This is a genomic window from Micromonospora sp. HM5-17, assembly GCF_003762835.1.
In the GTDB taxonomy this organism is placed as follows: domain Bacteria; phylum Actinomycetota; class Actinomycetes; order Mycobacteriales; family Micromonosporaceae; genus Plantactinospora.
Genome location: NZ_RJWA01000002.1, coordinates 552,165 through 575,343 on the forward strand (window position 1 = coordinate 552,165; position 23,179 = coordinate 575,343).

Annotated in this window: 20 protein-coding genes; 12 read left to right on the forward strand and 8 right to left on the reverse strand. The window is 71.9% G+C overall.

Going from position 1 to position 23,179, the window contains the following annotated elements; translation table 11 throughout:
* Positions 1-43: 43 nt before the first annotated feature.
* The 3 genes from EF879_RS07680 to EF879_RS28030 all read left to right on the forward strand — a co-directional run bounded on the left by EF879_RS07680 (position 44) and on the right by EF879_RS28030 (position 5,726).
* Entirely contained in the window at positions 44-1,009 is a 966-nt protein-coding gene (locus tag EF879_RS07680) for a hypothetical protein (RefSeq protein ID WP_123556210.1), read from the forward strand.
* A gap of 242 nt (positions 1,010-1,251) precedes the next feature.
* Positions 1,252-2,544: a DivIVA domain-containing protein gene (locus EF879_RS07685; protein WP_123556211.1), complete on the forward strand. Its 1,293-nt coding sequence runs from the start codon at positions 1,252-1,254 to the stop codon at positions 2,542-2,544.
* Between the two features lie 617 nt (positions 2,545-3,161).
* On the forward strand, positions 3,162-5,726 hold the full coding sequence (locus tag EF879_RS28030) for a tryptophanase (RefSeq protein WP_123556212.1): 2,565 nt from the start codon (positions 3,162-3,164) through the stop codon (positions 5,724-5,726).
* A gap of 334 nt (positions 5,727-6,060) precedes the next feature.
* Here EF879_RS28030 and EF879_RS07695 read toward each other — a convergent pair whose 3' ends face one another.
* The 4 genes from EF879_RS07695 to EF879_RS07710 are packed head-to-tail and all read right to left on the reverse strand — an operon-like array spanning position 6,061 to position 10,139.
* Positions 6,061-6,615 carry an ATP/GTP-binding protein gene (locus EF879_RS07695; RefSeq protein WP_123556213.1) on the reverse strand — a complete coding sequence of 185 codons (555 nt, stop codon included), beginning with the start codon at positions 6,613-6,615 and terminating at the stop codon, positions 6,061-6,063.
* A 19-nt stretch (positions 6,616-6,634) separates the two neighbouring features.
* Complete coding sequence (locus tag EF879_RS07700; RefSeq protein ID WP_123556214.1) at positions 6,635-7,000, reverse strand: DUF742 domain-containing protein; 366 nt, start codon at positions 6,998-7,000, stop codon at positions 6,635-6,637.
* Positions 6,997-7,428 (reverse strand): roadblock/LC7 domain-containing protein, encoded by a 432-nt coding sequence (locus EF879_RS07705; RefSeq protein ID WP_233604298.1) that lies wholly within the window; start codon positions 7,426-7,428, stop codon positions 6,997-6,999. Before EF879_RS07705 ends, EF879_RS07700 begins: the two co-directional genes overlap by 4 nt.
* A complete protein-coding gene (locus EF879_RS07710) occupies positions 7,425-10,139 on the reverse strand; it encodes a nitrate- and nitrite sensing domain-containing protein (protein ID WP_233604299.1) in 2,715 nt (904 codons plus the stop codon). The genes EF879_RS07705 and EF879_RS07710 overlap by 4 nt, the downstream gene beginning before the upstream one ends.
* Before the next feature lie 259 nt (positions 10,140-10,398).
* Here EF879_RS07710 and EF879_RS07715 point away from each other — a divergent pair, with 259 nt between their 5' ends.
* Positions 10,399-10,917 carry a hypothetical protein gene (locus EF879_RS07715; protein WP_123556218.1) on the forward strand — a complete coding sequence of 173 codons (519 nt, stop codon included), beginning with the start codon at positions 10,399-10,401 and terminating at the stop codon, positions 10,915-10,917.
* 98 nt (positions 10,918-11,015) lie between these two features.
* Here EF879_RS07715 and EF879_RS07720 read toward each other — a convergent pair whose 3' ends face one another.
* On the reverse strand, positions 11,016-12,263 hold the full coding sequence (locus EF879_RS07720) for an MFS transporter (RefSeq protein WP_123556220.1): 1,248 nt from the start codon (positions 12,261-12,263) through the stop codon (positions 11,016-11,018).
* Between the two features lie 152 nt (positions 12,264-12,415).
* Between EF879_RS07720 and EF879_RS07725 the strand changes: the two genes are divergently transcribed.
* On the forward strand, positions 12,416-13,402 hold the full coding sequence (locus EF879_RS07725) for a LacI family DNA-binding transcriptional regulator (RefSeq protein WP_123556221.1): 987 nt from the start codon (positions 12,416-12,418) through the stop codon (positions 13,400-13,402).
* A 9-nt stretch (positions 13,403-13,411) separates the two neighbouring features.
* Here EF879_RS07725 and EF879_RS07730 read toward each other — a convergent pair whose 3' ends face one another.
* Together EF879_RS07730 and EF879_RS07735 are read right to left on the reverse strand one after the other, a co-directional pair.
* The gene (locus EF879_RS07730; protein ID WP_123556223.1) at positions 13,412-14,233 is read right to left on the reverse strand and encodes an ABC transporter permease; all 822 of its coding nucleotides are present in this window, start codon (positions 14,231-14,233) and stop codon (positions 13,412-13,414) included.
* 1 nt (position 14,234) lies between these two features.
* The gene (locus EF879_RS07735) at positions 14,235-15,164 is read right to left on the reverse strand and encodes an ABC transporter ATP-binding protein (protein ID WP_123556225.1); all 930 of its coding nucleotides are present in this window, start codon (positions 15,162-15,164) and stop codon (positions 14,235-14,237) included.
* 135 nt (positions 15,165-15,299) lie between these two features.
* Here EF879_RS07735 and EF879_RS07740 point away from each other — a divergent pair, with 135 nt between their 5' ends.
* Together EF879_RS07740 and EF879_RS07745 are read left to right on the forward strand one after the other, a co-directional pair.
* The gene (locus tag EF879_RS07740) at positions 15,300-16,457 is read left to right on the forward strand and encodes a sensor histidine kinase (protein WP_148086380.1); all 1,158 of its coding nucleotides are present in this window, start codon (positions 15,300-15,302) and stop codon (positions 16,455-16,457) included.
* Positions 16,447-17,166, forward strand: coding sequence for a response regulator transcription factor (locus EF879_RS07745; protein ID WP_233604300.1), 720 nt, complete (start codon positions 16,447-16,449; stop codon positions 17,164-17,166). The genes EF879_RS07740 and EF879_RS07745 overlap by 11 nt, the downstream gene beginning before the upstream one ends.
* Before the next feature lie 235 nt (positions 17,167-17,401).
* Here the strand turns inward: EF879_RS07745 and EF879_RS07750 are convergent, their stop codons facing one another.
* Positions 17,402-18,436 (reverse strand): LacI family DNA-binding transcriptional regulator, encoded by a 1,035-nt coding sequence (locus EF879_RS07750; protein WP_123556231.1) that lies wholly within the window; start codon positions 18,434-18,436, stop codon positions 17,402-17,404.
* A 133-nt stretch (positions 18,437-18,569) separates the two neighbouring features.
* Between EF879_RS07750 and EF879_RS07755 the strand changes: the two genes are divergently transcribed.
* Genes EF879_RS07755 through EF879_RS07775 form a run of 5 tightly spaced genes read left to right on the forward strand, consistent with a single transcriptional unit; the run spans position 18,570 to position 23,152 of the window.
* Positions 18,570-19,511, forward strand: coding sequence for an ABC transporter substrate-binding protein (locus EF879_RS07755; protein WP_233604301.1), 942 nt, complete (start codon positions 18,570-18,572; stop codon positions 19,509-19,511).
* Positions 19,512-19,518: 7 nt separating this feature from the next.
* Complete coding sequence (locus EF879_RS07760; RefSeq protein ID WP_123556235.1) at positions 19,519-20,406, forward strand: branched-chain amino acid ABC transporter permease; 888 nt, start codon at positions 19,519-19,521, stop codon at positions 20,404-20,406.
* Positions 20,390-21,652, forward strand: coding sequence for a branched-chain amino acid ABC transporter permease (locus EF879_RS07765; protein ID WP_233604302.1), 1,263 nt, complete (start codon positions 20,390-20,392; stop codon positions 21,650-21,652). The genes EF879_RS07760 and EF879_RS07765 overlap by 17 nt, the downstream gene beginning before the upstream one ends.
* A 5-nt stretch (positions 21,653-21,657) precedes the next feature.
* Positions 21,658-22,413, forward strand: a complete 756-nt coding sequence (locus EF879_RS07770; RefSeq protein WP_123556237.1) for an ABC transporter ATP-binding protein — start codon at positions 21,658-21,660, stop codon at positions 22,411-22,413.
* The gene (locus EF879_RS07775; RefSeq protein WP_123556239.1) at positions 22,403-23,152 is read left to right on the forward strand and encodes an ABC transporter ATP-binding protein; all 750 of its coding nucleotides are present in this window, start codon (positions 22,403-22,405) and stop codon (positions 23,150-23,152) included. The genes EF879_RS07770 and EF879_RS07775 overlap by 11 nt, the downstream gene beginning before the upstream one ends.
* The last annotated feature ends 27 nt before the right edge of the window (positions 23,153-23,179 follow it).

The window sequence follows — 23,179 nt, forward strand, 5'->3', positions numbered from 1 at the left end:
CCCGGGTCGCGACGCGACCGCACGGGGTGTTTAGATCAGCCGCATGTTCTGGAAGCGAGCCAAGCTGCCCGAGGTCACCCTCGACGACGCCCTCGGTGACGCCGGGCTGGTCAAGGCCAGGGACCTGGCCCGGGCCGGCGACTGGGCGGCCGTCCGTGAGATGTTCGCCGAAACCGTCGGCGACTGGGAGCGGCGCGCCCTGTACGCGAACGTGCTGGGCAAGGTCGACCGCGTCTGGCTGGACGACTGGCTCGCGGCAGCCCCGGACGACCCCGGCCTCTGGGTGCTCCTGGCCAACCGCGAGGCCGACCGGGCGGGTCGGGCGCGTGGCGCCGGCAAGGCGAGCGAGACCAGCCGGGAGCAGTTTGCGGACTTCCACTACTTCATGGCGAGGGCCGCGGAGGCCTGCGAACGCGCGGCGGCATTGAACCCCGACGACCCGACGCCGTGGATCCAGTCGATCTGGACGCTGTTCGGGCACCGGAGCGGTGCGCCGTTCGAGAAGCGGTTTGCCGAGCTGACGGCGCGGGATCCGTTCAGCTATCTCGGGCACGAGGCGGCGGTGCAGTACCGGACGAAGAAGTGGTTCGGCTCGCACGGGGCGATGTACGAGCTGGCCCGCTCGGCCGCGGCGTCCGCGCCGCCCGGTTCACCGCTGCACGCGCTGCCCGTCCAGGCGCACATCGAGTACGCCCTACGCGAGTTCTTCTGGGGTGACAACCCGAACGGGGCGGAGCAGAACCTGGAGTTCTGGAACTCGCCCGATGTGGTGCGCGAGGTCGAGGCGGCCCGGGCCGACTGGCTGGCCGCCGGGCCACCGCGGCACCCGGCGGCGCCGAAGGTCCGCGGTGTCTTTGCCTTCGTCGCCAGCTGGGGTGAGCGGTGGAGGCCGGCGCTGGCCGACTTCCGCGAACTCGGCCCGGTCGCCTCGGAGTATCCGTGGTACTACCGGGGACGACCGGCGGAGATCCTGCGGGCCTGCCAGGTCCGGGCCGCGCGTGCCCGCTGACCCGGCGCCGCCGCGCGGTCGCCGGCGCGCCGCCGACGGTCGTGTCGGCCAGACGATCAGACCGGTGCTCCGCTGCTTCCGGCGAGCCGACCGGAGTCGGTCGGTCGGGGTCCGTCGTCGGAACGGCCGAGCCAGGGGCGCGCCCCGGGCCGCGGTTGACAGGTATGATCCGCCGGTCGCGCCCCACCCCTGCCCGAGCTGACCCGTCGCCACCGGGTCCGCGAACACCTGGAGGATGACGCATGTCCCAAGCCCAGGACTTCTTCGACCTCCCGCAGGACATGGTTACGCGGCCGACCTTCGAGTCGGTGCTGCGCGGTTACGACAAGCGACAGGTGGACCAGTACGTCGCCCACGCGACCGGAGAGATCGCGAAGCTGACGGCCGAGCGCAGCCAGGCGTACAGCCAGATCCAGAGTCTGACCGCGCAGCTGCAGCAGGTGCAGGCGGAGCTGACCGAGCTGAGCCAGCGACCTCCGCAGGTGGACCGGGCGTCCTTCCGCGACCTTGGACCGATGGTCGACCAGATCCTGGCCCTGGCCGAGAAGCAGGCCGAGGCGATCGTCAGCGCCGCCACGCAGCGGGCCAGCGAGCACCAGGCGGAGGCGGAGCGGGTGCTCGCCGAGAGCCGCGAACGGGCGGACAAGCTGCGGGCCGACGGCGAGGCCGCGCGGGAGCGCGCCGAGCAGGAGGCGTTGCGGATCAACGAGCAGAGCGCCCAGCAGATCGAGCAGGCCCGCGCCGAGGCCGAGGCGATGCTTGAGGCGGCCCGCGCCCGGGCGCACCAGGAGGTCGAGGCGGCGCGCAACCAGACCCAGCAGGAACTGTCGCAGTGGAAGGCCACCGTCGAGCGAGAACTCGCCGACCGGCGGGCCGCGGTCGAGGCGGAGCTGGCCCGGCAGCAGAGCATGGCCGAGCAGGACAACGCGGCGCGGAAGGCGGAGGCGCAGCAGTACGTCGCCGAGCTGCGGCGGCACGCGGACGAGCAGGCCGCCGTCCACCAGCAGAAGCTGGCGGCCCTCCAGGAGGAGATCGAGTCCCGGGAGCAGGCGCTGGCCCAGCTCCAGGCCGCGCAGGAGAGCGCCCAGCAGCGGCTGGCGCAGTCGCGCCAGGAGCACGCGACAGCGGAACAGGAGATCGCCCAGCTCCAGCAGCGCCTCGGCGAGCTCCGCCAGGAGCTGACCGCCGAGCTGAACCGGTTGGACGAGGCCCGACGAGCGGCCGAGGCGGCCGAGCGCCACGCCATGGAGGTGCGGGCCCGGGTGCAGCGCGAGGCGAAGCGGTTGGCGGACCGGGCCGCGGCCGCGGTGATGGCGGCCGCGGCGATCAGCGGCGAGACGGGCGAGTACCAGATGGTGGCGGTCCGGACGGACACCAGCCGTCGGGCCGAGGAGGCCGGCGAGGCGGCCTCTCCCAGGCCGGTGCCGGCCGAGTCGCTTCCGCTGACCGAGCCGACCGTGCTGACCGAGGCGGTGGCTGCCGAGGTCGGCGCGGACCGGTCGACGGCACCGATGGGCGTCCACCCGGAACGGTAGGCGGACGCGCCGCTGCCGGTCTCGGATCTCGCCCGACCGGGCACCCGCTCGACCAGACGTCACCCGACCGGATCGACCACCGGTCGGAAGCGCGGGTGTTCCGGCGCGGTAGGGCCCACAGTGGACTGACTGGGCCACTGCCGCGCGCCCGGGCTAATAGATCACCCCTGCGCGTTCTGTCAACATCGACGATTTCGAGGATCCCGGTTTGGTGTGCGCAGAGTAACTGCGTACCGGAGAGTCGGGATTGCGGTCCGTCACTCAGACGGTCTGAGCCGTCTCCGTCGAGAGTGGATAGTGATTACCCTGCGTGACGTACGTCCCGGATGATTACTGTCTGCCACATTTTGTCAATATTTGTGATCATTGTCTCACTCGACACGGCCTGGCGGAACACTCACGATGTGTGAGAAATGAGGTGAGGTCGCCTTCGCCGACTGGTCTGCACCCACTACCCGCCTGATGGGTCCCGCCTGTCCGGAAAGCCATCCGGCCATCGGACGAGTAGGCAAACGGTCGGTGGGTGGCGGACGATACGCGGCCTCCCCACCGGGCGGGTGGCACTGCCCCGCCTGGGCGCGGCGATGCCGAACCGGTCGAAGCGAGAGGGAGCGGTAATGCGCGGCTTGTCCCTTGTCGAACATCTGAGTGGCCAGCTTGCCGGCCTGTGCCGGGTTGCCGGCACGGATCCGGAGCTACCTCTCGAGCTGCTGGCGGACATCCTCGGACCGGCCGCGTCCCGTCCCCTGTCCGAACCGCCGGTCTGGCCCTCCAACGTGGCCGACGACCACACTCCCGTCGAGTTTTCGGTCGCCTTCAACCGGGACGAGCCCCCGACACTGCGGATTCTCGCCGAGGCCCTGGGCTCCCCACCTGGCGCAGCCGCGAATCTCGCCGCCGCGTACGAGTTCGTCGAGCGGCAGGCCCGGCGTTTCGGGCTGCCGACGGGCCGCCTGGATTCGCTCCGGGAGCTGTTCGCCACCGACCACCCCCAGGGCGAGTTCGCGCTCTGGCACTCGCTGGTGTTCCGGCACGGCCGGCGGCCGGAGTTCAAGGTCTACCTGAACCCTGAGGTCAAGGGCGTCGCCATGGCGCCGGAGCTGGTCAAGGCGGCCCTGGGCCGGCTCGGTCTCGGCGCGTCGTACCAGGCGCTGCTGGACCACGGAGTCCGGCCCGGCGAACTCGGCCGGCGGGACCGGCTGGCGTTTTTCGCTCTCGACCTCCACGACGCACCGCACGCCCGGGTCAAGCTCTACCTGAGCCACCACGACGCGCAGGTGCGCGACGTGATCCGTGCGGCGGGCCTGGTCGACGGCATCGACCCGGCGGAGCTGGCGGAGTTCTGCGCCGTGGCCGGCGGCCCCGCCAACGTCTTCGACCGGCGGCCGCTCGTCAGCAGCTACACCTTCACCGGCGGTGCCGACCGACCGGTCGGATACAGCCTCTACGTGCCGATCCGCAGTTATGTCGCGGACGACGAGGAGGCACGGGACCGCGTCGCCACCCTGCTCACCCGGTATGGCTTCGACAGCTCCCAGCTGGACAGGGCGATTGCCGCCCTGACCAGCCGGCCGCTGCGGGACGGCGTTGGCCTGCTCGCCCACGTGTCCCTGCGGCTGGGGCCACCCCGTCCCGGGGTGACGGTCTACCTCTCGGCCGAGGCGTACCGCGTCCTACCCCCACGTCCCAGGAGCGTCCCGGCGGGTACCGATTCGGCGCAGCGGCGGGCCGGCGGCGTCCGGCCCCGACACCTCAGCCACGAGGAGCATCCCGGGTCCATCCACCCGCACCTGACGCTGCCGCCATACCGGATCAAGGTCGTCGAGCCGATCCCCTTCCTCACCGCCGAGCAGCGGCGGCAGGCGCTCGCCGACGCCGGCTACAACCCGTTCAACCTCCGTGCCGACCAGATCACCATCGACCTGCTCTCCGACTCGGGCACCGGGGCCACCTCGGTCGAGCAGGAGGCCGCCGCGGCCCGGGGCGACGAGTCGTACGCCGGAGCCCGGTCGTGGTTCCGGTTCCTCGACGAGGTGCGCGACCTCACCGGCTATCCGCACATCCTTCCGGTGCACCAGGGCCGGGCCGGCGAGCGGGTCCTCTTCAGCAGCCTGCTCAAGCCCGGTCAGATCTGCGTCAGCAACACCCACTTCGACACCACCCACGCCAACGTGGTGCTGGCCGGTGCCGAGCCGCGTGACCTGCCCTGCCCGGAGGCGGCCGACCTGGACAGCCCTGCCCCGTTCAAGGGCAACATCGACCTGGCCGCGCTGGAACGGCTCCTGACCGGGCCCGACGGGCACCGGGTCGGGCTGGTCCTGATCACCATCACCAACAACGGCCTCGGCGGGCAGCCGGTCTCGATGGCGAACCTGGAGGCGGTGCGGGACCTCTGCCGGCGCCACCAGGTGCCGTTCTTCCTGGACGCGGCACGGTTCGCGGAGAACGCCTGGCTGGTCGGGCAGCGGGAGGCGGCCTACCAGGGCTGGACTCCCCGGCAGATCGCCTCCCGGGCCTTCTCGCTGGCCGACGGCTGCGTGGTCAGCCTGAAGAAGGACGGGCTGTCGGCCATCGGCGGCTTCATCGGACTCCGCGACGACGCGTTGCACGCCACCTGCGAGGCGAACCTCATCGCCACCGAGGGCTTCTCGACGTACGGGGGACTGGCCGGCCACGACCTGGAACGGCTCGCCCAGGGGCTCCGGGAGGTGGTCGAGCCGGCGTACCTGGCGTCCCGGGCCGCGGCGACCGCGCGGTTCGCCCAGATGATCAACGACGCCGGGGTGGACATCATCCAGCCGCCCGGCATCCACGCCCTGTACCTCAACGCCGGCCGGCTCCTGCCCCACCTGTCTCCCGGTGACTTCCCCGGTCACTCACTCGGCTGCCAGCTCTACCTCGACGGCGGCATCCGCTGCGCCGAACTGGGATCGCTGTATCTGGGCCGCATGGACGACCAGCACCGGCTGGTGACCCCGGCGCCCTTCGAACTCGTCCGGCTGGCGATCCCGCGGCGGGTCTACACCGAGGCGCACTTCGAGTACGTCGCCGCCATCCTGGCCGACATCGCGAAGGATCCCGAGCGGGTTCAGGGTTACCGGATCGTGTCGGCGCCGCCGCTGCTGCGGCACTTCAAGGTGCGGCTGGCGCCAAAGGAGGCGGAGTACAGCGTCGTCGGATAACCCGGCTCCGGTGGTGCCGGCCAGGACCGCGGCACCACCGGAGCCGGACGGCGTCAGGCCGCGCGCCACGTCCAAGAGAGAACCCCCGGGGCCGTCGGGCCGCCGGGGGTTTTCCCATTCTGCGTCGATCAGTTCGTCGGCCGGTTACTGTCCGGACGTTTCGTCATCCCACAGCGGCCATCCGCAGTCGGACCACCTGATCCGACCCGACTCCGGCAACCCGGGGGGCGACTGTCAGCAGATGCCCTCGCGGCTCGTCACCCACCGGGACACGAGACCGAGCCCACGGCACCACCGGGGTGGTGGCGGAGCGGACGAGGCCGAGCGGCGCTGCTCAGCTGGCGACCGGGAGCCGGGACATGGCGTGCCGAACCAGTTCGATCAGGGCCTGCTTGCTCGACGCGCGGTCCCGCGCGTCGCAGAACACCAGCGGCACGGCCGGGTCCAGCTCCAGCGCCGAACGAATCTCCTCCTCCGTGTAGAGGCACTCCCCGAAGAACCGGTTGACGGCGGCGACGAACGGAATGCCCCGGCGTTCGAAGTAGTCGATGGCGGGGAAACTGGTGCCCAGCCGCCTGGTGTCAACCAGCACGATCGCCCCGATCGCCCCCTGCGCCAACTCGTCCCAGATGAACCAGAACCGGTCCTGTCCCGGGGTGCCGAACAGGTAGAGCACGACATCGGGCGTGATGGTGATGCGGCCGAAGTCCAGCGCGACCGTCGTGTTCGCCTTGTCCTCGATGCCGGTCATGTCGTCGACGCCGACGCTGGCCTGGGTCAGAACCTCCTCGGTGGTGAGGGGCGGGATCTCGCTGACCGACCCGACCAGGGTGGTCTTGCCGGTGCCGAAGCCGCCCGCCACGACGACCTTGACCGATGTACGATCCACGTTCTTCAGACCCTCTCGTCTAGAGCCGTTCGAGACCAGCGAGTACCGTTTCCAACAGCCGGCGGTCGGCGATCTTCTGCTGTGCCGGAGATCCGATGCCCAGATAGCCCTGGTCGAGGAGCACGTCCACCATCACCTTCGTGATGGTGAGGGGACGGTGGAGGTAGGCGCCGATCTCGGCGATCGAGATCCAGTTTCTGCACCTGTTGACGATCTCCCGGTACTCCGGTTCGAGCCTGCTGGTGTCGGCCGGCCGGGCGATGACCTGGGTGGCCAGGTCGAGATTGGTGTTCCGGGGACTCGTACGGCCATTGACGAGGATGTACAGCGGGACGAGCCGGCCGGCCTCCGACTCGTCGTCGCCCTCCCAGGTGTCATAGCTCATGGCAGGTGTCCGTGTTGACCGTTCGCCGTCGTGGCAGCCGACCGCACCTCGGAGCCGAGGTACTCGCCGATCCGGGTCACCAGCCGGCTCATCTCGTAGGCGACCGTGCCCATGTCGACGCTCTGCTGGCAGAGGACGGCCAGCCGGGCGTTCTTGCCGGCGGCGGCGACGAACAGCGTCTGCCCCTCGTACTCGATGATGACCTGTTGGACCGGGCCGCTCTCGAACCGCCGACCCATACCCGCGGCCACGCTGTGTAGGGAGGATGCGCCGGCGGCCAGCAGTTCCGCCTCGTCACGCGGCAGCGCCGTGGACTTCTGGATGACGAGTCCGTCGGTGGACAGGACGACCGCGTAGACAACATCCGGAATCTCTACAAGACCATCCAGCATCCAGGTCAGGTCGTTCTGCGATTTCGAGTTGGTCACGGCTTCCTGCCTTGATCATCACTAGTTGTGGATTCCTTGTTACCCGCCTCGCGGCCGGCCGCCCACGCCTGTTGGTACCGGGCGAACCGGTTCCGGGCCTCCTCGGGTGACCTGGTGGGCCCGGCCACGCCGGGCGAGCTGGTGCTCGCCGGCTTGTCGTCGCGGAGTTGGGGAACAAGATGCTGCTGCGGCTGCCGGTGTGGCAGCGGCGGGCGGTTGTCGGCCCGGGGACCCGGGCCGTTGGCTGACGCCCCGGGGACGCTGGTCTGCGTACCCCGGTCGCCGGCCTGCGTACCCCGAGCGGTCGCCTGCGTGCTCCGGGCGGGGGATGGCGATCCCGGAGCGGCGGGCTGTTGGCCCGGCTTGGCAGGCGGGCGGACTCCCGGCCGTGCGCCGGAAGTGCCGTTGGTGGTGGCCTGGACGCCGGAGGACTCTCGCTGTCGGGGTGGGTGGGCGCCGCCGGAGGACTGCGGGGTGCCGCGTCGCTGGTCGTCCATGATGCCGCCCACACGGTCAGGTCGTCGTCCTTCGCCGGGGTGGAGGGTCCGTACCGCCTGGGTCGATCCGTTCGCGGCCGGCCCGGCGGTGGTGACCGGGAGGGTGACCGTCGGACGGTCACTGTGGTGGCCGTTGACGGCCGGGGGAGCGGCGGACGAGGCCCCCGGGGAACGGCGGGGAGTCTTGTCGGTCCCGGCGGTGTTCGACTCGGTGGCGGTCGGGGTGATGATGCGCTCCGGCAGCAGCACGATCGCCAGCAGCCCGCCGTACGCCGAGGTGCGGAGACTGACCTGGAGCCCTTCCCGCTTGGCCAGCTCGGCCACGACGTACAGACCGATCTGCGCACCGTCCTTCAGCGCCGTCACGTCCGGGGTGGGTGCGTGCGCCAACAGGTCGTTCGCCCGTTCGAGGGCGTCGGGCTTCATGCCCACCCCGGCGTCCTCGATCTCGATCGCGACACCCCGCTTGACCTCGTTACAGGTGACCCAGACCGTGGTCCCGGGCGGGGAGAACGCGAGCGCGTTGTCCAGCAACTCGGCGAGGAGGTGGATGGTGCCCGCGACGGCGTGCCCCAGCAGCGCCACGTCGGGCGCGCTCCGCAGCGTGATCCGTTGGTACTGCTGGGCCTCGGCGAACGCCGCCAGCATCACCCGGCGGATCGGGACCGGGTTCTGGAACCGCCGGCCGATCTGTCCACCGGCGAGGATGACCAGGTTTTCCAGGAAGCGACGGGTCTGGGTGAGCTGGTGGTTGATGTCGAAGAGCTCCGTCAGCAGCTTCTCGTCACCGACGCGGTTCTGCAGATCCTCGATGATCTTCAGCCCACGCTGGAGCGGGCGCTGGGGACGACGGGCGACGCCCATCAGCATGGCGGTACCGGCGGCCCGGGTCTTCGCCTCGTCGACCGCTGCACCCGCCGCGACCTTCAGCGACCGGTTGATGACCTCGGCGACCTGGCCGATCTCGTCGCCGCCGTAGTCCTGGACCGGCAGTTCGGCGTCGAGGTCGACCTTCTCGTGCCGACGTAGGCGGTCCATGATGGCCGGTAGCCGCTCGTCCACGAGTGCGGCGGCGTCCTTGCCCAGCTGCGCGAGGCGGACCGAGAGGGCCTGGTCGACCAGGACCTGCGACTGACGGATCGCCAGGACGATGGCGGCGATCGCGATCGACAGCGCGACGAGACTGCCGAGCGAGGCGGTGAGGAGCTGGTTGTTACCGGTGCGGAGGGTCTGTGCCGAGACCCGGTCGGCCTGCACGATGGTCAGGTCCACCAGACTCTCGGCGACCCGCTGGGTGACGCTCTCCCAGCGGGTGCGGTTGATGCTGGTGCCCCGCGGCGGTCCGTCTCGCCATGCTCCGGAGCTGATCACGGCGTTCTCCGCCGCGAGGAGCGTCTGCCAGGGCTCGCTCGCGGTGAGGGCTTCGTACCGTTGCCGTGCGTCCGGGTGCAGGTGCGCCGCCACGTTCCGCAGCGCCGCGTGGTAGGCGCCCACCAGGCTGACGAACTCCAGGTGGTCGTGCTCGCTGAGGGTGCCCGACGCCAGGGCGCCGTCGATGATCGAGCCCGACCGCGACATCAGGTCACTGGCCCGGAACGCCTCGGCGGCCGCGATGCCACCCTGGGTCGCCGTGGCGTCGGGGACCGACCGGGCCTGGGTGTCGAAGAGGTCGGTCGCGGCGTCGAGCAACTGGTTGTAGAAGTCGTAGACGCGGTCGCCGTTGGTCGAGCGGGAGTCGATCGTGCTGCGCACACTGGGCAGCTGGTCCAGGAAGTCGCTGAGCTTCGACCAGCGGGTCGAGATGGCGTCGGGCGCGTTGGCCAACCTCTCGCTGGCGGCCGAGCGCAGTGCCGAGAGCCGCTCGTCGGTCTGGCGCCGCTGGTCGATGAGCTCCTGTAGGTCGTTCGACGGCCGGGCGAGGTAGGCCACGCTCAACCGTCGCTCCTGCTGGATCGAGGCCAGCGCGGGCACCGCCGGGATCGACACCTGGCGGACGCCGTTGGCGACCTCCCGGTTGTAGTAGCCCTGGAAGACGAGGTAGCCGGAGGCGACGAGCCAGATGACCACGGCGACGACACTGGGGATGAGCACCAGCCGGACGACCCGACGCTTGATCGTCTGCTGGCGACCGCGGCGTCGAATGGCGACGGTAGAGTCGCCTGAGGTGTCCGGGTCGGGGAGCCTGGTCGCGTGGTCGGCCTGATTTTGCGCCAACTTCCATCCAATCATGGGCAGCCCGAGGGAATCAGCGGGCGATTGTTGCTGCCAACGCCGATGCGCGCCAACCCTACCGGTCTGTCCGCTCTCGCACTACCCCGCCCGACGTGCCGAAATATGTATACCTCGATTTGTGCCGGTCGTCCTGGGTGGGATTGGGTGGGTGAGATCACTGGCGGGGTCGAAGGACCCGTTCGCACACCTGTGCGGTAACTTCTGGCTCTGGTGGTACCGCCCGGACAGGAGAAGCTCAGGCATGGGTAAGCGGACAGTTCACGTCTCCGACTTCAGCGGCAAGGTGCTGGGGAGCGCCGACGAGGCGGTGCGGATCGTGGTGCTGGAGCATCCGGACCTGGTCGCGGGTCCGGTGCAGCTGGAGGCCGAGCCGCGCGAGGTCGAGGCCATCGACGACGCGGCGCTCGACGTCGCGATCCTGGAGATCCACGATGATCCCGACGGCGGCGAGCCGCGCCGGGTCGTCGTCACCGCCAGCGAGTTCGACGCGCTGGCCACCGACGTACCGATGTCCCAGCTGCTGAGGACGGCCGAACGGGTTCGCCCGGCCAAGTCGACCCGCCGGACCGAGCGCATCGACTACGCCACGCTCGAGCACGCCGGGAAGCCGCACCGGGGCCGGGTCACCGAGGAGGAGGCACGGCTGGTCCGCGACCATCTCGACGAGATCAACAAGCGGCTCGCCGACGAGGGGATCCGGCAGATCGACCCGACCGATCCGGAGCACGCAGCCCGGTACGGCTTCCCGAGCCCGGCCTGACCGACGCCGGACGGCCGAGGTGGGCGCCGCCACCCGAGGCCTCCCCGGAACCCGCGGCGGGGGGTGGGTGCTCCCCACGCCCCCGCCGTTCCGAGGGTTCAGCGTCCGGCCGGCGGCCGGGTCGCCGGCACCAGGGCCAGGGCCGGGACCAGCAGGAGGGGGACGACCAGCAGCGCCCGTAGCGTCCCCACCCGGTCGCCGAGCAGCCCGACCAGCGGCGGCCCGGCGAGGAACGCGGTGTAGCCGATCGCCGAGACGACGCTGACCCGGGCCGGAGCCCGATCCTCGTCGTCGGCGGCGGCGCTCATCCCGACCGGGAACCCGAGCGAGGCCCCGAGCCCCCAGAGGACGACCCCGGCCAGCGCCACCCACCCGGACGGGACGAGGACGGTCACCGTCACTCCGGCGACGGCCAACCCGATCGTGCCGACGAGGACCGGTAGCCGGCCCCAGCGGTCGAGCGCCACCGTGCCAACCATCCGACCGACGGTCATCGCGGCGACGAAGACCCCGAAGACGGCGGCGCCGGCCGCCTCGCCGAAGCCGTGACCGTCGATGAAGGCCACCGCGATCCAGTCGTTCGCGGTCCCCTCGGTGAACGCCATCACCAGGACCAGCAGGCCGACGAGGAGAGTACGTGGCTCCCGCCAGGCACGCAGCGTGCCGCTGCCGTGGCTCGCCCCGGACTCCGCGGCCGGTTGCCGCTCGGTGGTCGTCTCGCCGCGTCCGCTGAGGTAGTGGTTGGCGGCGAGCAGCGTGCCGAGCAGCACCCCGACCGCGACGATCCCGAGGTGGGCGAGGACGGGGATGCCGAGCGTGGCGCTGCCGGCCCCGAGCGCGGCGCCGGTGACGGTGCCGAGGCTCCATGCGGCGTGGAACCGGGGCATCACGGTACGTCGCAGCCGCCGTTCCACCAGCGCCGCCTCGACGTTCATCGCCACGTCACAGAGGCCGGAGCCGAACCCGAGGGCGACGAGTCCGAGCGCCACCACCGGGACCGACGGCCAGGCGTCGACGCCGACGCCGAGCAGCACCAGACCGGCCGCCACGAGCGCGGTCGCGCCGGTGGTGGTCCGCCGCGAGCCGACCCGGTGCACCACGCCGCCGGCGGTCAGCATCGCCAGCACCGCGCCGCCGGAGAGCGCGAGCAGCAGCAGACCGAGCCGGCCCGCGCTGAGCCCGAGCGCCTCGCGGGCGGCGGGGATCCGGGCGAACCAGGAGGCGACCGCGAGCCCGTTGAGGCCGAATACCAGGGCGACGGCGGTGCGGGCGGCGAGGACGGTCCGCGGCGGCGGATCCGGTCGGGCGGCGGAGGCGGTGGTCGTGACGCTCGGGCTCAGGGGCATGGCGGACTCCTCTCGGCAGGCGCCGGGCGCATGGAGATCCCATACCTGGGAGCGCTACCACCACAAGCGTAGGCTGGGGAGGTACCCGATCGGGCCGTCCGGCGCCCGCCGTTCCGGCCCGTACACGGCGGCGGGACCAGCGGAGGGACGCGATGCGGCGACGCCCGGAACGGCAGACGCGACTGGAGGACGTGGCGAAGGCGGCGGGGGTGTCCCGATCGACGGCGTCCCGGGTCATCTCGGGGTCCGGGCCGGCCTCCCCGACAGCCCGGGAGCGGGTCCACTCGGCGGCCCGGCTGCTCGGCTACCGACCGGACCAGGCGGCGCGCTCGCTGGTGAACGGGTCGGGGTTTCGGGTGACCCTGGCTGTCGTCGGTACGACGGCCCAGGTGCTCGACGACCCGTACGTCCACCGGGCCGTGGCGGCGGCGGCCCTGACCGCCACCTCGTACGACGTCGGGGTGTCGCTGCAGTGGGTGCCCCGGGACGCGCCCCGACTGGACCGGCTGCTCGCCGACCGTACGGTTCGGGGCGTGGTGGTGCTGAACACCACCGAGGCGGCGTTGCGGTCGGTGCCGCCGACCGTCCGGGGGCGGGTCGCCTCCGTGGGGATCGGTTCCCGCACCGTCCCGTCGTTCGACGTCGACAACGGCGGCGGGGCCGCGGCCGTGCTGCGGCACCTCTACGCGACCGGGCGACGTCGGATCGCGATGGTGACAGGCCCGGCGTGGCTGCCCTGCGCGCAGCGGCCCGTCAAGGCGTACCGGGACCTGATGCGCGCTGCCGGGCTGCCGGTGCGGCTCGTCTCCGGGGACTTCACCGCGGCCGGCGGCCGCCGGGCCGCCGGGACCATCCTCGCCCGGTGGCCCGAGGTCGACGCCGTGTTCGGGATCAACGACGCCGCCGCGCTGGGCGTGCTGGCCGCCCTGCGGGCCGCCGGACGCCAGGTGCCGGAGGATGTGGCGGTCGCCGGGTTCGACGACGTCGAGGCGGCCGGGCTGAGCGACCCCGGCCTGACCACCGCGACCAATCCGGTCGAGCAGATCATCTCGTCCGCGGTGGGGGCCGTGCTCGGCGAGACGTGGGTCCCGCCGACCACGGTCTTCCCGTCGGCCCTGGTCCGCCGGGCCAGCGCCTGAGCGGCGTACTCAGATCGCGGAACCGGCCGAACCGCCATCCGGTTGCCGCCGGGCCGCATCGACCAGCGGCCGTCGGCGGACCAGCGGCGCCGACCGGCCGGACCCGACGACGCGCCCGGCGAGCCCCACGGCCACCGCCGTCGCCAGGACCGCCCAGGCGCCCAGCACGACGACCGGGCGACCGTCCCCGAGCGGTGCCGGCTGCCCGGTGGCCACGGCCGTGGCCAGCTCCCGGATCGCCGCGGTCGGCAGCGCCGCGCCGAGCGAGCGGAGCCCGGCCGGGAAGGTGTCCGTGGGAAACCACAGTCCACCGATCATCGCGAACGGGAAGAAGATCGCCAACGCCACGAACTGGACGACCTCGCCGGTCGCCACGACTCCCACCAGTACGCCGATGGCGACGAAAACCACACTGCCGAGCCAGCAGATGCCGATGACCGCGAGCCAGCGCGCGTTCGGCAGGGACACGCCGTTGACGGTCGCGCCCAGGGCGAACACCACCAGGATCGCCGGCAGGGTGGCCAGCCAGGCGGTGATGGCCTTCGCCCCGAGGTACCGCACCGGCGTCAGCGGGGTCAGCAGGACCTGCCTGGTCCAGCCGTCACCGCGTTCGAGGCCGAGGCGGATGCCCGCTCCGTTGAGCGCGCCGAAGAACGCGCCGGACACCGCCATCGCCACCATGTAGGCGGTCGGATAGCCGGGATCGCCGTTGCCCTGGTCGGCGACCGTGGTGAACATCAGGTAGAAGCCGGCGGAGAAGGCGACCGAGAAAATCAGGAAGTACAGGCTACGGACGAGGCACAGCGTGTCGGTCAACGCGTAGCGGAGCACGTCAGGTCTCCTCCCGGATCAGGTCGAGCACGGCGTCGGTCAGCGACGGACGGACGATCTGGACGTCGCGGGGCCGCAGGCCGCTGGCGTACACGGCGGCGAGCGTGGCGTCGACGTCGCTCGTCTCCAGCACGATGCGGCCGTCCTCCACCCGTACCTCGCGTACCGCGGGCTCGGCACGGATCTGGTCCAGCCTGGCGGTCAGGGCGGTCGGCTCGATCGCGTCGGCGCGGAAGCCGACCACGGACGTTCGCCCCCGGGACACCAGCGAATCCGCGCTGCCGTCGGCGATGACCGCCCCGGACCTGATCACCACGATCCGGTCGGCGAACTGCTGCGCCTCCTCCAGCAGGTGGGTGGTGAACAGCACGGTGGCGCCGTCGGCCATCCGCTGCCGCAACGAGACCCAGAACGCCTGACGCGCCTGTGGGTCCAGAGCGGCCGTGGGCTCGTCCAACATGAGCAGTCGAGGCTGGCCGGCCAGCGCGAGCGCCAACTTCAGGCGTTGCCGTTGCCCACCGGAGAGCCGGGTGGCGCGGCGCCGGACGAGATCGGCCAGGCCCACCTCGGCGAGCAGCTGCGGCGGGGAGGCGGCGCCGCGGCCGTACAGGTGGCAGACGAGCTGGACGAGCTCGCCGACGGTGATCTGGCGCATCAGGCCGGTGTCCTGGAGCATCGCGCCGACCGCGCCGTTCGCCAGGGCCTGGCGTGGGCTGGTCCCGGTGACCCGGACCGTTCCCGTCGTGGGCGGCAGAATGCCGAGCAGGACATGCGTCAGGGTGCTCTTGCCGGCACCGTTCGCCCCGACCAGCGCCACCGACTCGCCCGGTGCGATGTCGAGGTTCACCTCCGTGAGTGCGGTGACCGCCCGGCTGCCCCGGCCGTACGTCACGGAGACCCCGCGGAGTTCGATCGCGCGGTTCTGCTGCATACGATCATTGCCGCAGACCCGGCGCCGGGGCGGTAGTGTCGCCGGCCATCATCGGACCGTGACATCCGTCAGCAGTCGCCGCCGCCGGGCCGCGGAGGTCGACTGCGGCGACCCCCCGGCGTTAGCGTGCTCGACATGGCCGTACCCACCCAACCGCCGATGCGGACGGCACGCGATCGGGAACTCGGCTGGCTCCGCTGGCTCGGTGTCGCGTTCGTGCTGACGACGTACGCTCCGTTGAGCGCGTCGTTGGCGCACGCCCGGGCGGCGGCCGCGGTGGTGGTGACGGGCCTCACGGTCGTGTTCGTGGTGAGCTGGGTCGCGGTGGTCTGGCGGTCCACCCCCTGGCGGCAGCGGGTCGTGGCGCCCTCCGCGCTGGCCGTGACGCTGTGCAGCGGTGCGGCGTTGACCTTCGCCGCTCCCCGGCAGTGGCTCGGGACGATACCCTTCCTGCTGGTCGCCGCGTTGGTGCTCAGCTCCGGTCCGGTGCTGGCCGTGGTCTGGAGCATCGCCGTGCCGGCCGCCACCATGCTGGTCGGCATCGCGCACGGCATGCGCTGGACGGAGCTGGCGGAGTTCGCGGCCGGGCAGGCCGTGCTCGGGGTCACGCTCGTGGCGACGCACAGTCTGGCCCGGGCCGTGCTGTTGCTGCGCCGGCTCCGGCGGCTCGCCCATGAGCAGGGCCAGGAGATCGAGCGGCTTCGACTGGCGCGGGAGATTCACGACGCGCTCGGGCGGGATCTGCTGGCCGTGGTGTTGCGTACCCAGATGATCGCCGACGACCCGCAGACCCCGCCCGCGATCGCCGCCGAGGCGCGCCTGGCGGGCGAGGCGGCCCGCCGGGCGCTGGAGTCGGTCCGGACCGTGGTGCACGACCTGCACGTCAACGACCTGAACGACGAGGTGGCGCAGGCCCGGGATCTGTTGCGGACGGTGGGCATCGAGCTGGTCGTGGTCGGTCAGGTCCCCGCCGGACGGGAGTTGGCGCCCGTCCTGCGGGAGGCGGTGACCAATGTGGTACGGCACGCGGCCGGCGCGCGGACCTGCCTGGTGTGTTTCGAGACCGTGCCCGGTCTGCTGCGGATGACCGTCGACGACGACGGGACGGGTGACACGCCGATCGTGGCCGGCCAGGGCATCCGGGGGATGCAGGACCGGGTGCTGGCCCGCTCCGGCCGGTTCGAGGTGCGACGCCGGCCCGGTGGCGGGGTCCGGGTGCTGGTCGAGGTGCCGGTGACGGAGACCCAGCCGGATCGGCGTGAGCCGGCGGAAGGCCCGATCCATGTCCACTGAACCGGCGCACGGCTCCGGGTCTGCATACCTGGCGGGCGGGAGCGGGTCCACTGATCCGGTGGGCGGGATGGAGTCCGCCGAACCGGCGGCGCCGATCCGCGTGGCGCTCGTGGAGGACGAGGCGTTCGTCCGGGAGGCGTTCGTCGCCATGCTGCAGCGCATGCCGAACATCGAGGTGGTGGGTGCGGCGCGGTCGGCCCGGGAGGCGGTGGCGTTGGCGCTGCGAACCATGCCGGACGTGATGTTGGTCGACATCCGGATCCTGGGCGAGCCGCCGCTGACCGACGGGATCGAGGTGGTCCGGGCGCTGGCCCGAACCGCCCCGGCCATCGGCTGCCTGGTGCTCACCACGTTCGGAAGTCCCGGCGAGGTACGCCGGGCGCTGGCGGCCGGCGCACGGGGCTTCCTGGTCAAGGACACCCGACCCCCGCAGGTGTACGCCGCCATCCAGGATGTCGCGGCCGGCGGGCACGCGATCACCCCGTCGCTCGCGGCGGCCGTGGTGCGGTCCGACCGCAACCCGTTGACCGCGCGCGAACTCGACGTCCTGCGGCTCAGCCGGACGTACAGCACCGTGCGGGCCGTCGCGGAGGTGTTGCACCTGGCCGAGGGAACCGTCCGCAACTACCTGTCCAGCGCCATCGGCAAGCTGGGCGCCCGGAACAGGTTCGAGGCCGTCCGGACCGCGGAGGACCAGGGCTGGCTGTGAACGCCCCCGCGTCGTTCGCCGACCGTTCGCGTTCGGCCTGATCGTCCGGGCGGGTCAGGGCCGGGACGCCCGCTCGTCGGTGACCGTGGACGCAAGGGTGCCTTCGCGGTCGGCGTGTTCGTGGGCCACCGCCCCGGGTGGCCGGCGCCCGGACCGAGGTCGCGCGCTGGGTGGTAGCGCACGGCCGTCGTCCGGGCCCGGCGGCGCGGGGCAGCGTCGGCGCGGGACCGGCGGTTCAGCCGGCGGGCGCGGGGCCGGTCGAGTCGCGGACGACCAGGGTGTGGCCTGTGGAGCGGCGACGCGGTCGTTTCGACCGGGGCTTGAGCGCCAGATCGAGCGCCATCCGGCCCATCTCCGTCATCGGCAGCCGGACCGTGGTGAGACTGGGGGCGAGGTCCGCCGCGACCGAGACGTCGTTGAAGCCGACGACCGAGATCCGCTCGGGCACGGCGATCCGGTGTGCCCGCAGCGTGGCCAGGACACCGATCGCCATCGAGTCGTTCAGCGCGAGGATCGCGGTGGTCTCCGGGTGGTCCCGGAGGATCCGCTCGGCGGCGACCCGGCCGCCGTCGCGGGTGAACTCGGTCCGGACGACCGGCAGGTCGGTGAGGGCCCGACCGTGCCGGCGCAGCGCGGCGTCGACCCCGGCGAGTCGGTCCTCGACGGTGGTGAGGCCGCCGGCGGCCGAGGCGATCGCGATCCGGCGGTGCCCCAGGCTCAGCAGGTGCTCGCCGAGCGCGCGTCCGCCGGCCTCGTTGTCCGGGAGGACGGCGTCGACCCCCAGGTGGTGCCGGCCGATGGCGGCGACCCGGCCGCCGAGATCCTGGAACGCCGACAGCTCCCGGCGCGCCTCGGCCTCCACGGCCGGGTCGGTGTAGCCGGAGCCCGCGATGAGGATGATCCCGACCCGCTGGGCGATGAGGTGCCGCACCTGTCGCAGCTCGTGCTCCGGGTTCCGGCCCGAGTGGCAGATCTGCACCAGCAGACCCTGCTCGCCGGCGACCTGGATGACACCGCCGGCGATCTCGGAGAAGTACGGATCGTCGATCTGGTGGACGATGAGGCCGACCGTCGGGCTGGCCCCGCCGGCCAGGGTGCGGGCGTACGGGTTGGCGACGTACCCGAGTTCCCGGGAGACCTGCCGGACACGGTCGGCGACCTCCGCGCTGACGCCGTCCCGCCCGGCGAGGGCTCGGGACGCGGTCGCCAGGGACACCCCGGCGCGTTCGGCGACGTCGACCAGGCGCAATCTCGGCCCTGGCTTGGGCATCCGCAACTCCCCAGCAACATCAATTCGACACGTATGACTATTGCCCGTGACGCAGGCCACAGCTTAGGGTACGTAAGCGCTTTCGCAAGCGCTTACGTCCGGTGCAAAGGAGCGTCCTGGGATGACATCCCGAGTGACACGCACACGATGGGCAACGGCTTTCGGCGCGGCGGTCGCACTCGCGCTGGCGGGCTGTGGCGGCACCAACGGCGGATCGGGCGACGACCCGATCGTCGTCGGGATCTCGCTCCCGCTGACCGGTGACTTCTCCGAGCCCGGCAAGGGCGTGCAACGCGGCTACGAGGCGTGGGCGAAGATCACCAACGACAAGGGTGGCCTGCTCGGCCGCCGGATCGAGCTGAAGATTCTCGACGACCAGTCCAACGCGGACCGGGTCGTCGCGGACTACGAGCAGTTGATCGGCAAGGACAATGTGGACATCGTGGTGGGTCCCTTCTCGACCCGCCTCGTCGTACCGGCGGCCCGGGTCGCCGAGGAGTACGGCATGCTCTTCGTCGAGCCGGCCGGCGCGGCGAAGATCGCGGCCTCCCGAGCCGACATCGCGGTGGGCGGCTCGCAGTACCAGGACGGGGTGAACCTGATCGTCGCCCTGCAGCAGCTCGACTACCAGCCCAAGCTCGCCGCCTTCTCGACCGCGCCGACCAACCCCGAGTTCGCGGCGGCGATCGGCAACAAGACCGAGGGGATCCTGGCGCCGACCGGCTACACCCAGAAGGCGCCGTACCCGAGCAACGTGGAGTTCGTCGAGAAGTACACCGCGCAGTTCGGCTCGCCGCCGGAGGAGGACGAGGCGAACGCGTACACCACCGGGCAGGTCGTCGCCGCGGCCGTGACCGCGGTGGGCTGCGCCGAGCAGGGGGAGTGCCAGAAGAAGCTGGTCGACTGGCTGCGCAACAACACGGTCGACACCGTCGTCGGCCCGCTGCGCTGGGACGCGGCCGGCAGGCCACAGGGCGCGCACATGATCCAGCAGTGGGTCGGCGGACAGATCCAGATCGTGCTGCCGGCGGACGCCAGGGAGGCCGACCTCATCTACCCGAAGCCGGCCTGGTGAGGTCCCGATGCCGTCCGGGGCACTGCTTCTGCAGAGCGTCGTGCTGGGCCTGCTGCTGGGCGGGCTCTACGCCCTCCTGGCCGCGGGTCTGACGCTCTACTTCGGCATCTTGCGGGTGGTGATGATCGCCCATTCGGCGTTCCTGATCCTCGCGGCGTACCTGGCGTGGTGGTCGCACACCCGGCTCGGCGTCGACCCGCTGCTGTCGCTGGTCGTCAGCGTGCCACTCTTCTTCTGCATCGGGGTCGGCCTGCAGCGGCTGCTGCTCGCCCGGCTGCGCCCGGCGACCCTCACCATGATGTCGGTCCTGCTCACCTTCGCGATCGCGGTGCTGATCGAGGGCCTGCTCGGGTACGCCTTCACCGGCACCCAGCGGCGGATCCAGCTCGGCTACGGCGCCGCCAGTATCGGGTTCTTCGGCGCCCGGATCGCGGTGGTCAAGCTGATCGCGTTCGGCCTGGCCGCCGTCGCCCTGCTGACGCTCTACCTGCTGCTGAAGAAGACCACCTTCGGCTGGGCACTGCGGGCCACCATCCAGCACCGGGACGCGGCGCGGCTGGTCGGGATCGACACCGACCGGGTCGCCGGCTTCGGCTTCGGCATCGGACTGGCCACCGCGGCCGTCGGCGGCACCGCGCTCTCCCTCGACACCACCATCTACCCCTCGCTGCACTGGCACTGGATCGGCCCGCTGATGGCGATCATCGTGGTGGGCGGCCTCGGCAGCGTACCGGGCGCCGCGGCCGCCGCGATGCTCCTCGGCCTGCTCCAGAGCCTGCTCCAGATCCCGATGGGTACGACCTGGGCGCAGACGGTCTTCTACCTCGCGCTCTTCGCGACGTTGGCCTTCCGCCCCCAGGGATTCTTCGGAGGTCGGCTTGCCCAGCGTTTCTGACTCCCTGACCAGGCCGGCCGACCCGGCCGCGCCGGTGGCGTCACCCGCCGCCGCCCCGGACGGTCGGCAACGGCTCGGCCGGCTGCTCTCCGGCGCCGCGCTGCTGGCGCTGGCCGTTGCGGTGCTGTCCTTCCCGGCGTGGGCACCCAACCCGTACGTGCTCTCGGCCGGGGTCGTGGTGCTGAACTACGCGGTGCTCTCGACGTCGTGGAACTTCGTCGGCGGCTTCACCGGCTACATCTCCCTCGGGCACGGGGCGCTGGCCGGTCTCGGCGGCTACGCCACCGGGCTGCTCGTGGTCAGGGCCGGCCTGCCGAGCTTCGTCGCCCTGGCCGTCGCCGGACTGCTGGTGGCGGCGTTCGCGGTGCCGGTCGGGTACGCGGCGCTGCGGGTCCGGGGGGCCTCCTTCGTCATCGTCTCGATCGCACTGGTGCTGATCCTGCTGCTGGTCTTCCAGAGCTGGGCCTCCGTCACCGGCGGCTCGCGCGGACTCGTGGTGCCCCGGCCCTTCCCCGACCTGCTCCGACCGGAGCATCACCGGGTCTTCTACTACCTCTTCGCCGTTCTGCTCGGCGTGGCGTTGCTGGTCTGGTGGCTGATCGACCGGTCCCGGTTCGGCCTGGGGCTCAAGGCGATCCGGGAGGACGAGGACAAGGCCGAGTCGCTGGGCACCCCGACCTTCGGCTACAAGCTCGTCGTCTTCGTCGTCTCGGCCGGGTTCACCGGACTCGCCGGCGGGCTCTACGCCCTCTGGTTCGGCGACCTCGATCCGGTCTTCCAGTTCTCCATCCTGACCGGCGCCTACCTCGTGCTGATGGCGTTGCTCGGCGGCGTCCGGCACCTCTTCGGCCCGGTGGTCGGGGCGCTGGTGGTCGGGGTGGCCTTGGAGTACTTCAAGGTGGAGTTCGGCGACACCCAGCTGCATCTCGTCGCCACCGGCGTCCTGCTCGCGCTGGTCGTGCTCTTCATGCCCGACGGGGTCCTGCCGGCCCTCGGTGGACTGCGCGACCGCTATCTCCGGCCGGCGCAGGCGTCGATCCGCGAGGTCACCGCCGCCGAGTTGTGGGCGCGGCGCGCCGCCGAGTCGGGTTCGACGTCGACCGTGACCGGACCTGCCCCGACGGACCCGGCCGGGTCCGGGCCGGCCGCTTCGGGCGGCGTTGAACGGGCGACCGCGGACCCGGACGCCCCGGAGCACGTCGCGGCGGAGCCCGGGGCACCGACGACCGAACCGGAGGCGAGGTGAGGAGCGTGAGGGAGGAGCGGCCCGGCCCGGCGCGGAGCCTGGAGACGGTGGCGCTGACCAAGGCGTTCGGCGGGGTCCGCGCGCTCGACGCGGCGACCGTGACGTTCCGGCACGGCAAGGTCAACGCGCTGATCGGCCCGAACGGTTCCGGCAAGACGACCTTCTTCAACTGCGTCACCGGGATGATCCGGCCGGACAGCGGGCAGGTGACGTATCGGGGCCGGGATATCACCGGGCTCGCGCCGCACGTGATCGCCCGAGCCGGCCTGGGCCGGACCTTCCAGCTCTGTCGGGTCTTCCCCCGGATGTCCGCGCTGGACAACGTCCTGGTGGCGGCCCGGCCGGGTGGCGTGGTGGCGAGGCTGCGGGGCGCCCACCGTCGCGCCGACGTCGACCGGGCCCGCGACTGGCTGACCCGGCTCGGCATCGAGCACCTGGCCGAGGTGGAGGCCCGGAACATGTCCTGGGGGCAGCAGAAGCTACTCGAACTGGCCGGTGTGCTGATGAGCGACCCGGAGACGGTGCTGCTCGACGAGCCGGCCGGCGGGGTCAACCCCGCGCTCCTCGACCGCATCGGCGCACTGGTGCGGGACCTCAACGCGGAGGGGAGAACCTTCGTGATCGTCGAGCACAACATGGACCTGGTGATGAGCGTCAGCGATCACATCGTGGTCTTCGACCGGGGCCGGCCGATCGCCGAGGGTCCACCGTCGGTGATCCGCAGCGACGAGCGGGTGCTGGGGGCATACCTTGGCGTCTGAGCTCGAACTCGTCGACATCCAGGCCGGGTACGGCCGGGCGGCCCCGGTGCTGCGCGGACTCTCGGTCTCGGTCGAGGCCGGCACCATCGTCTGCCTCGTCGGCCCGAACGGCGCCGGCAAGTCGACGGTGCTCAAGGTGGCGAGCGGGTTGCTGAAGCCCCGCTCGGGTCGGATCCTGGTCCGCGGTGTCGACGTCACCGGGCAGGGTCCCCAGCAGATGCTGGCCTCCGGGGTGGCGCACGTGCTCCAGGGGCACAGCGTCTTCCGGGAGATGACGGTGGCCGAGAACGTGCTCCTCGGCGGCTACACGCTGCGGGACCGGTCCGTGCTCGCCAAACGGGTCGAGTTCGTCAAGGAGGTCTTCCCGGTCGTCGCCGACCGGTGGAACTCGTTGGCTGGACTGCTCTCCGGCGGGCAGCAGAAGCAGGTCGAGTTCGCCCGCTCGCTGATGGTCAACCCCAGGGTGGTGCTCCTCGACGAGCCCTCGATGGGGCTCGACCCGAAGGCGACCGCCACCGTCTTCGACCAGGTCGTCCGGATGCGCGACGCCGGGACCGCCGTGCTGCTGGTCGAGCAGAACGCGCGACGGGCGCTGGAGACCGCCGACGTCGGCTGCGTCCTCGACCTCGGGCGGGTGCACCTGTCCGGCCCGGCATCGGACCTGCTCGCCGACCCGCGACTCGGCGAACTCTACCTTGGCGGCCGGCCCACCGTGCCGCAACCACCGGCACGCCGCTGAACCCCGACCGACCCACCGGCGGCCCCC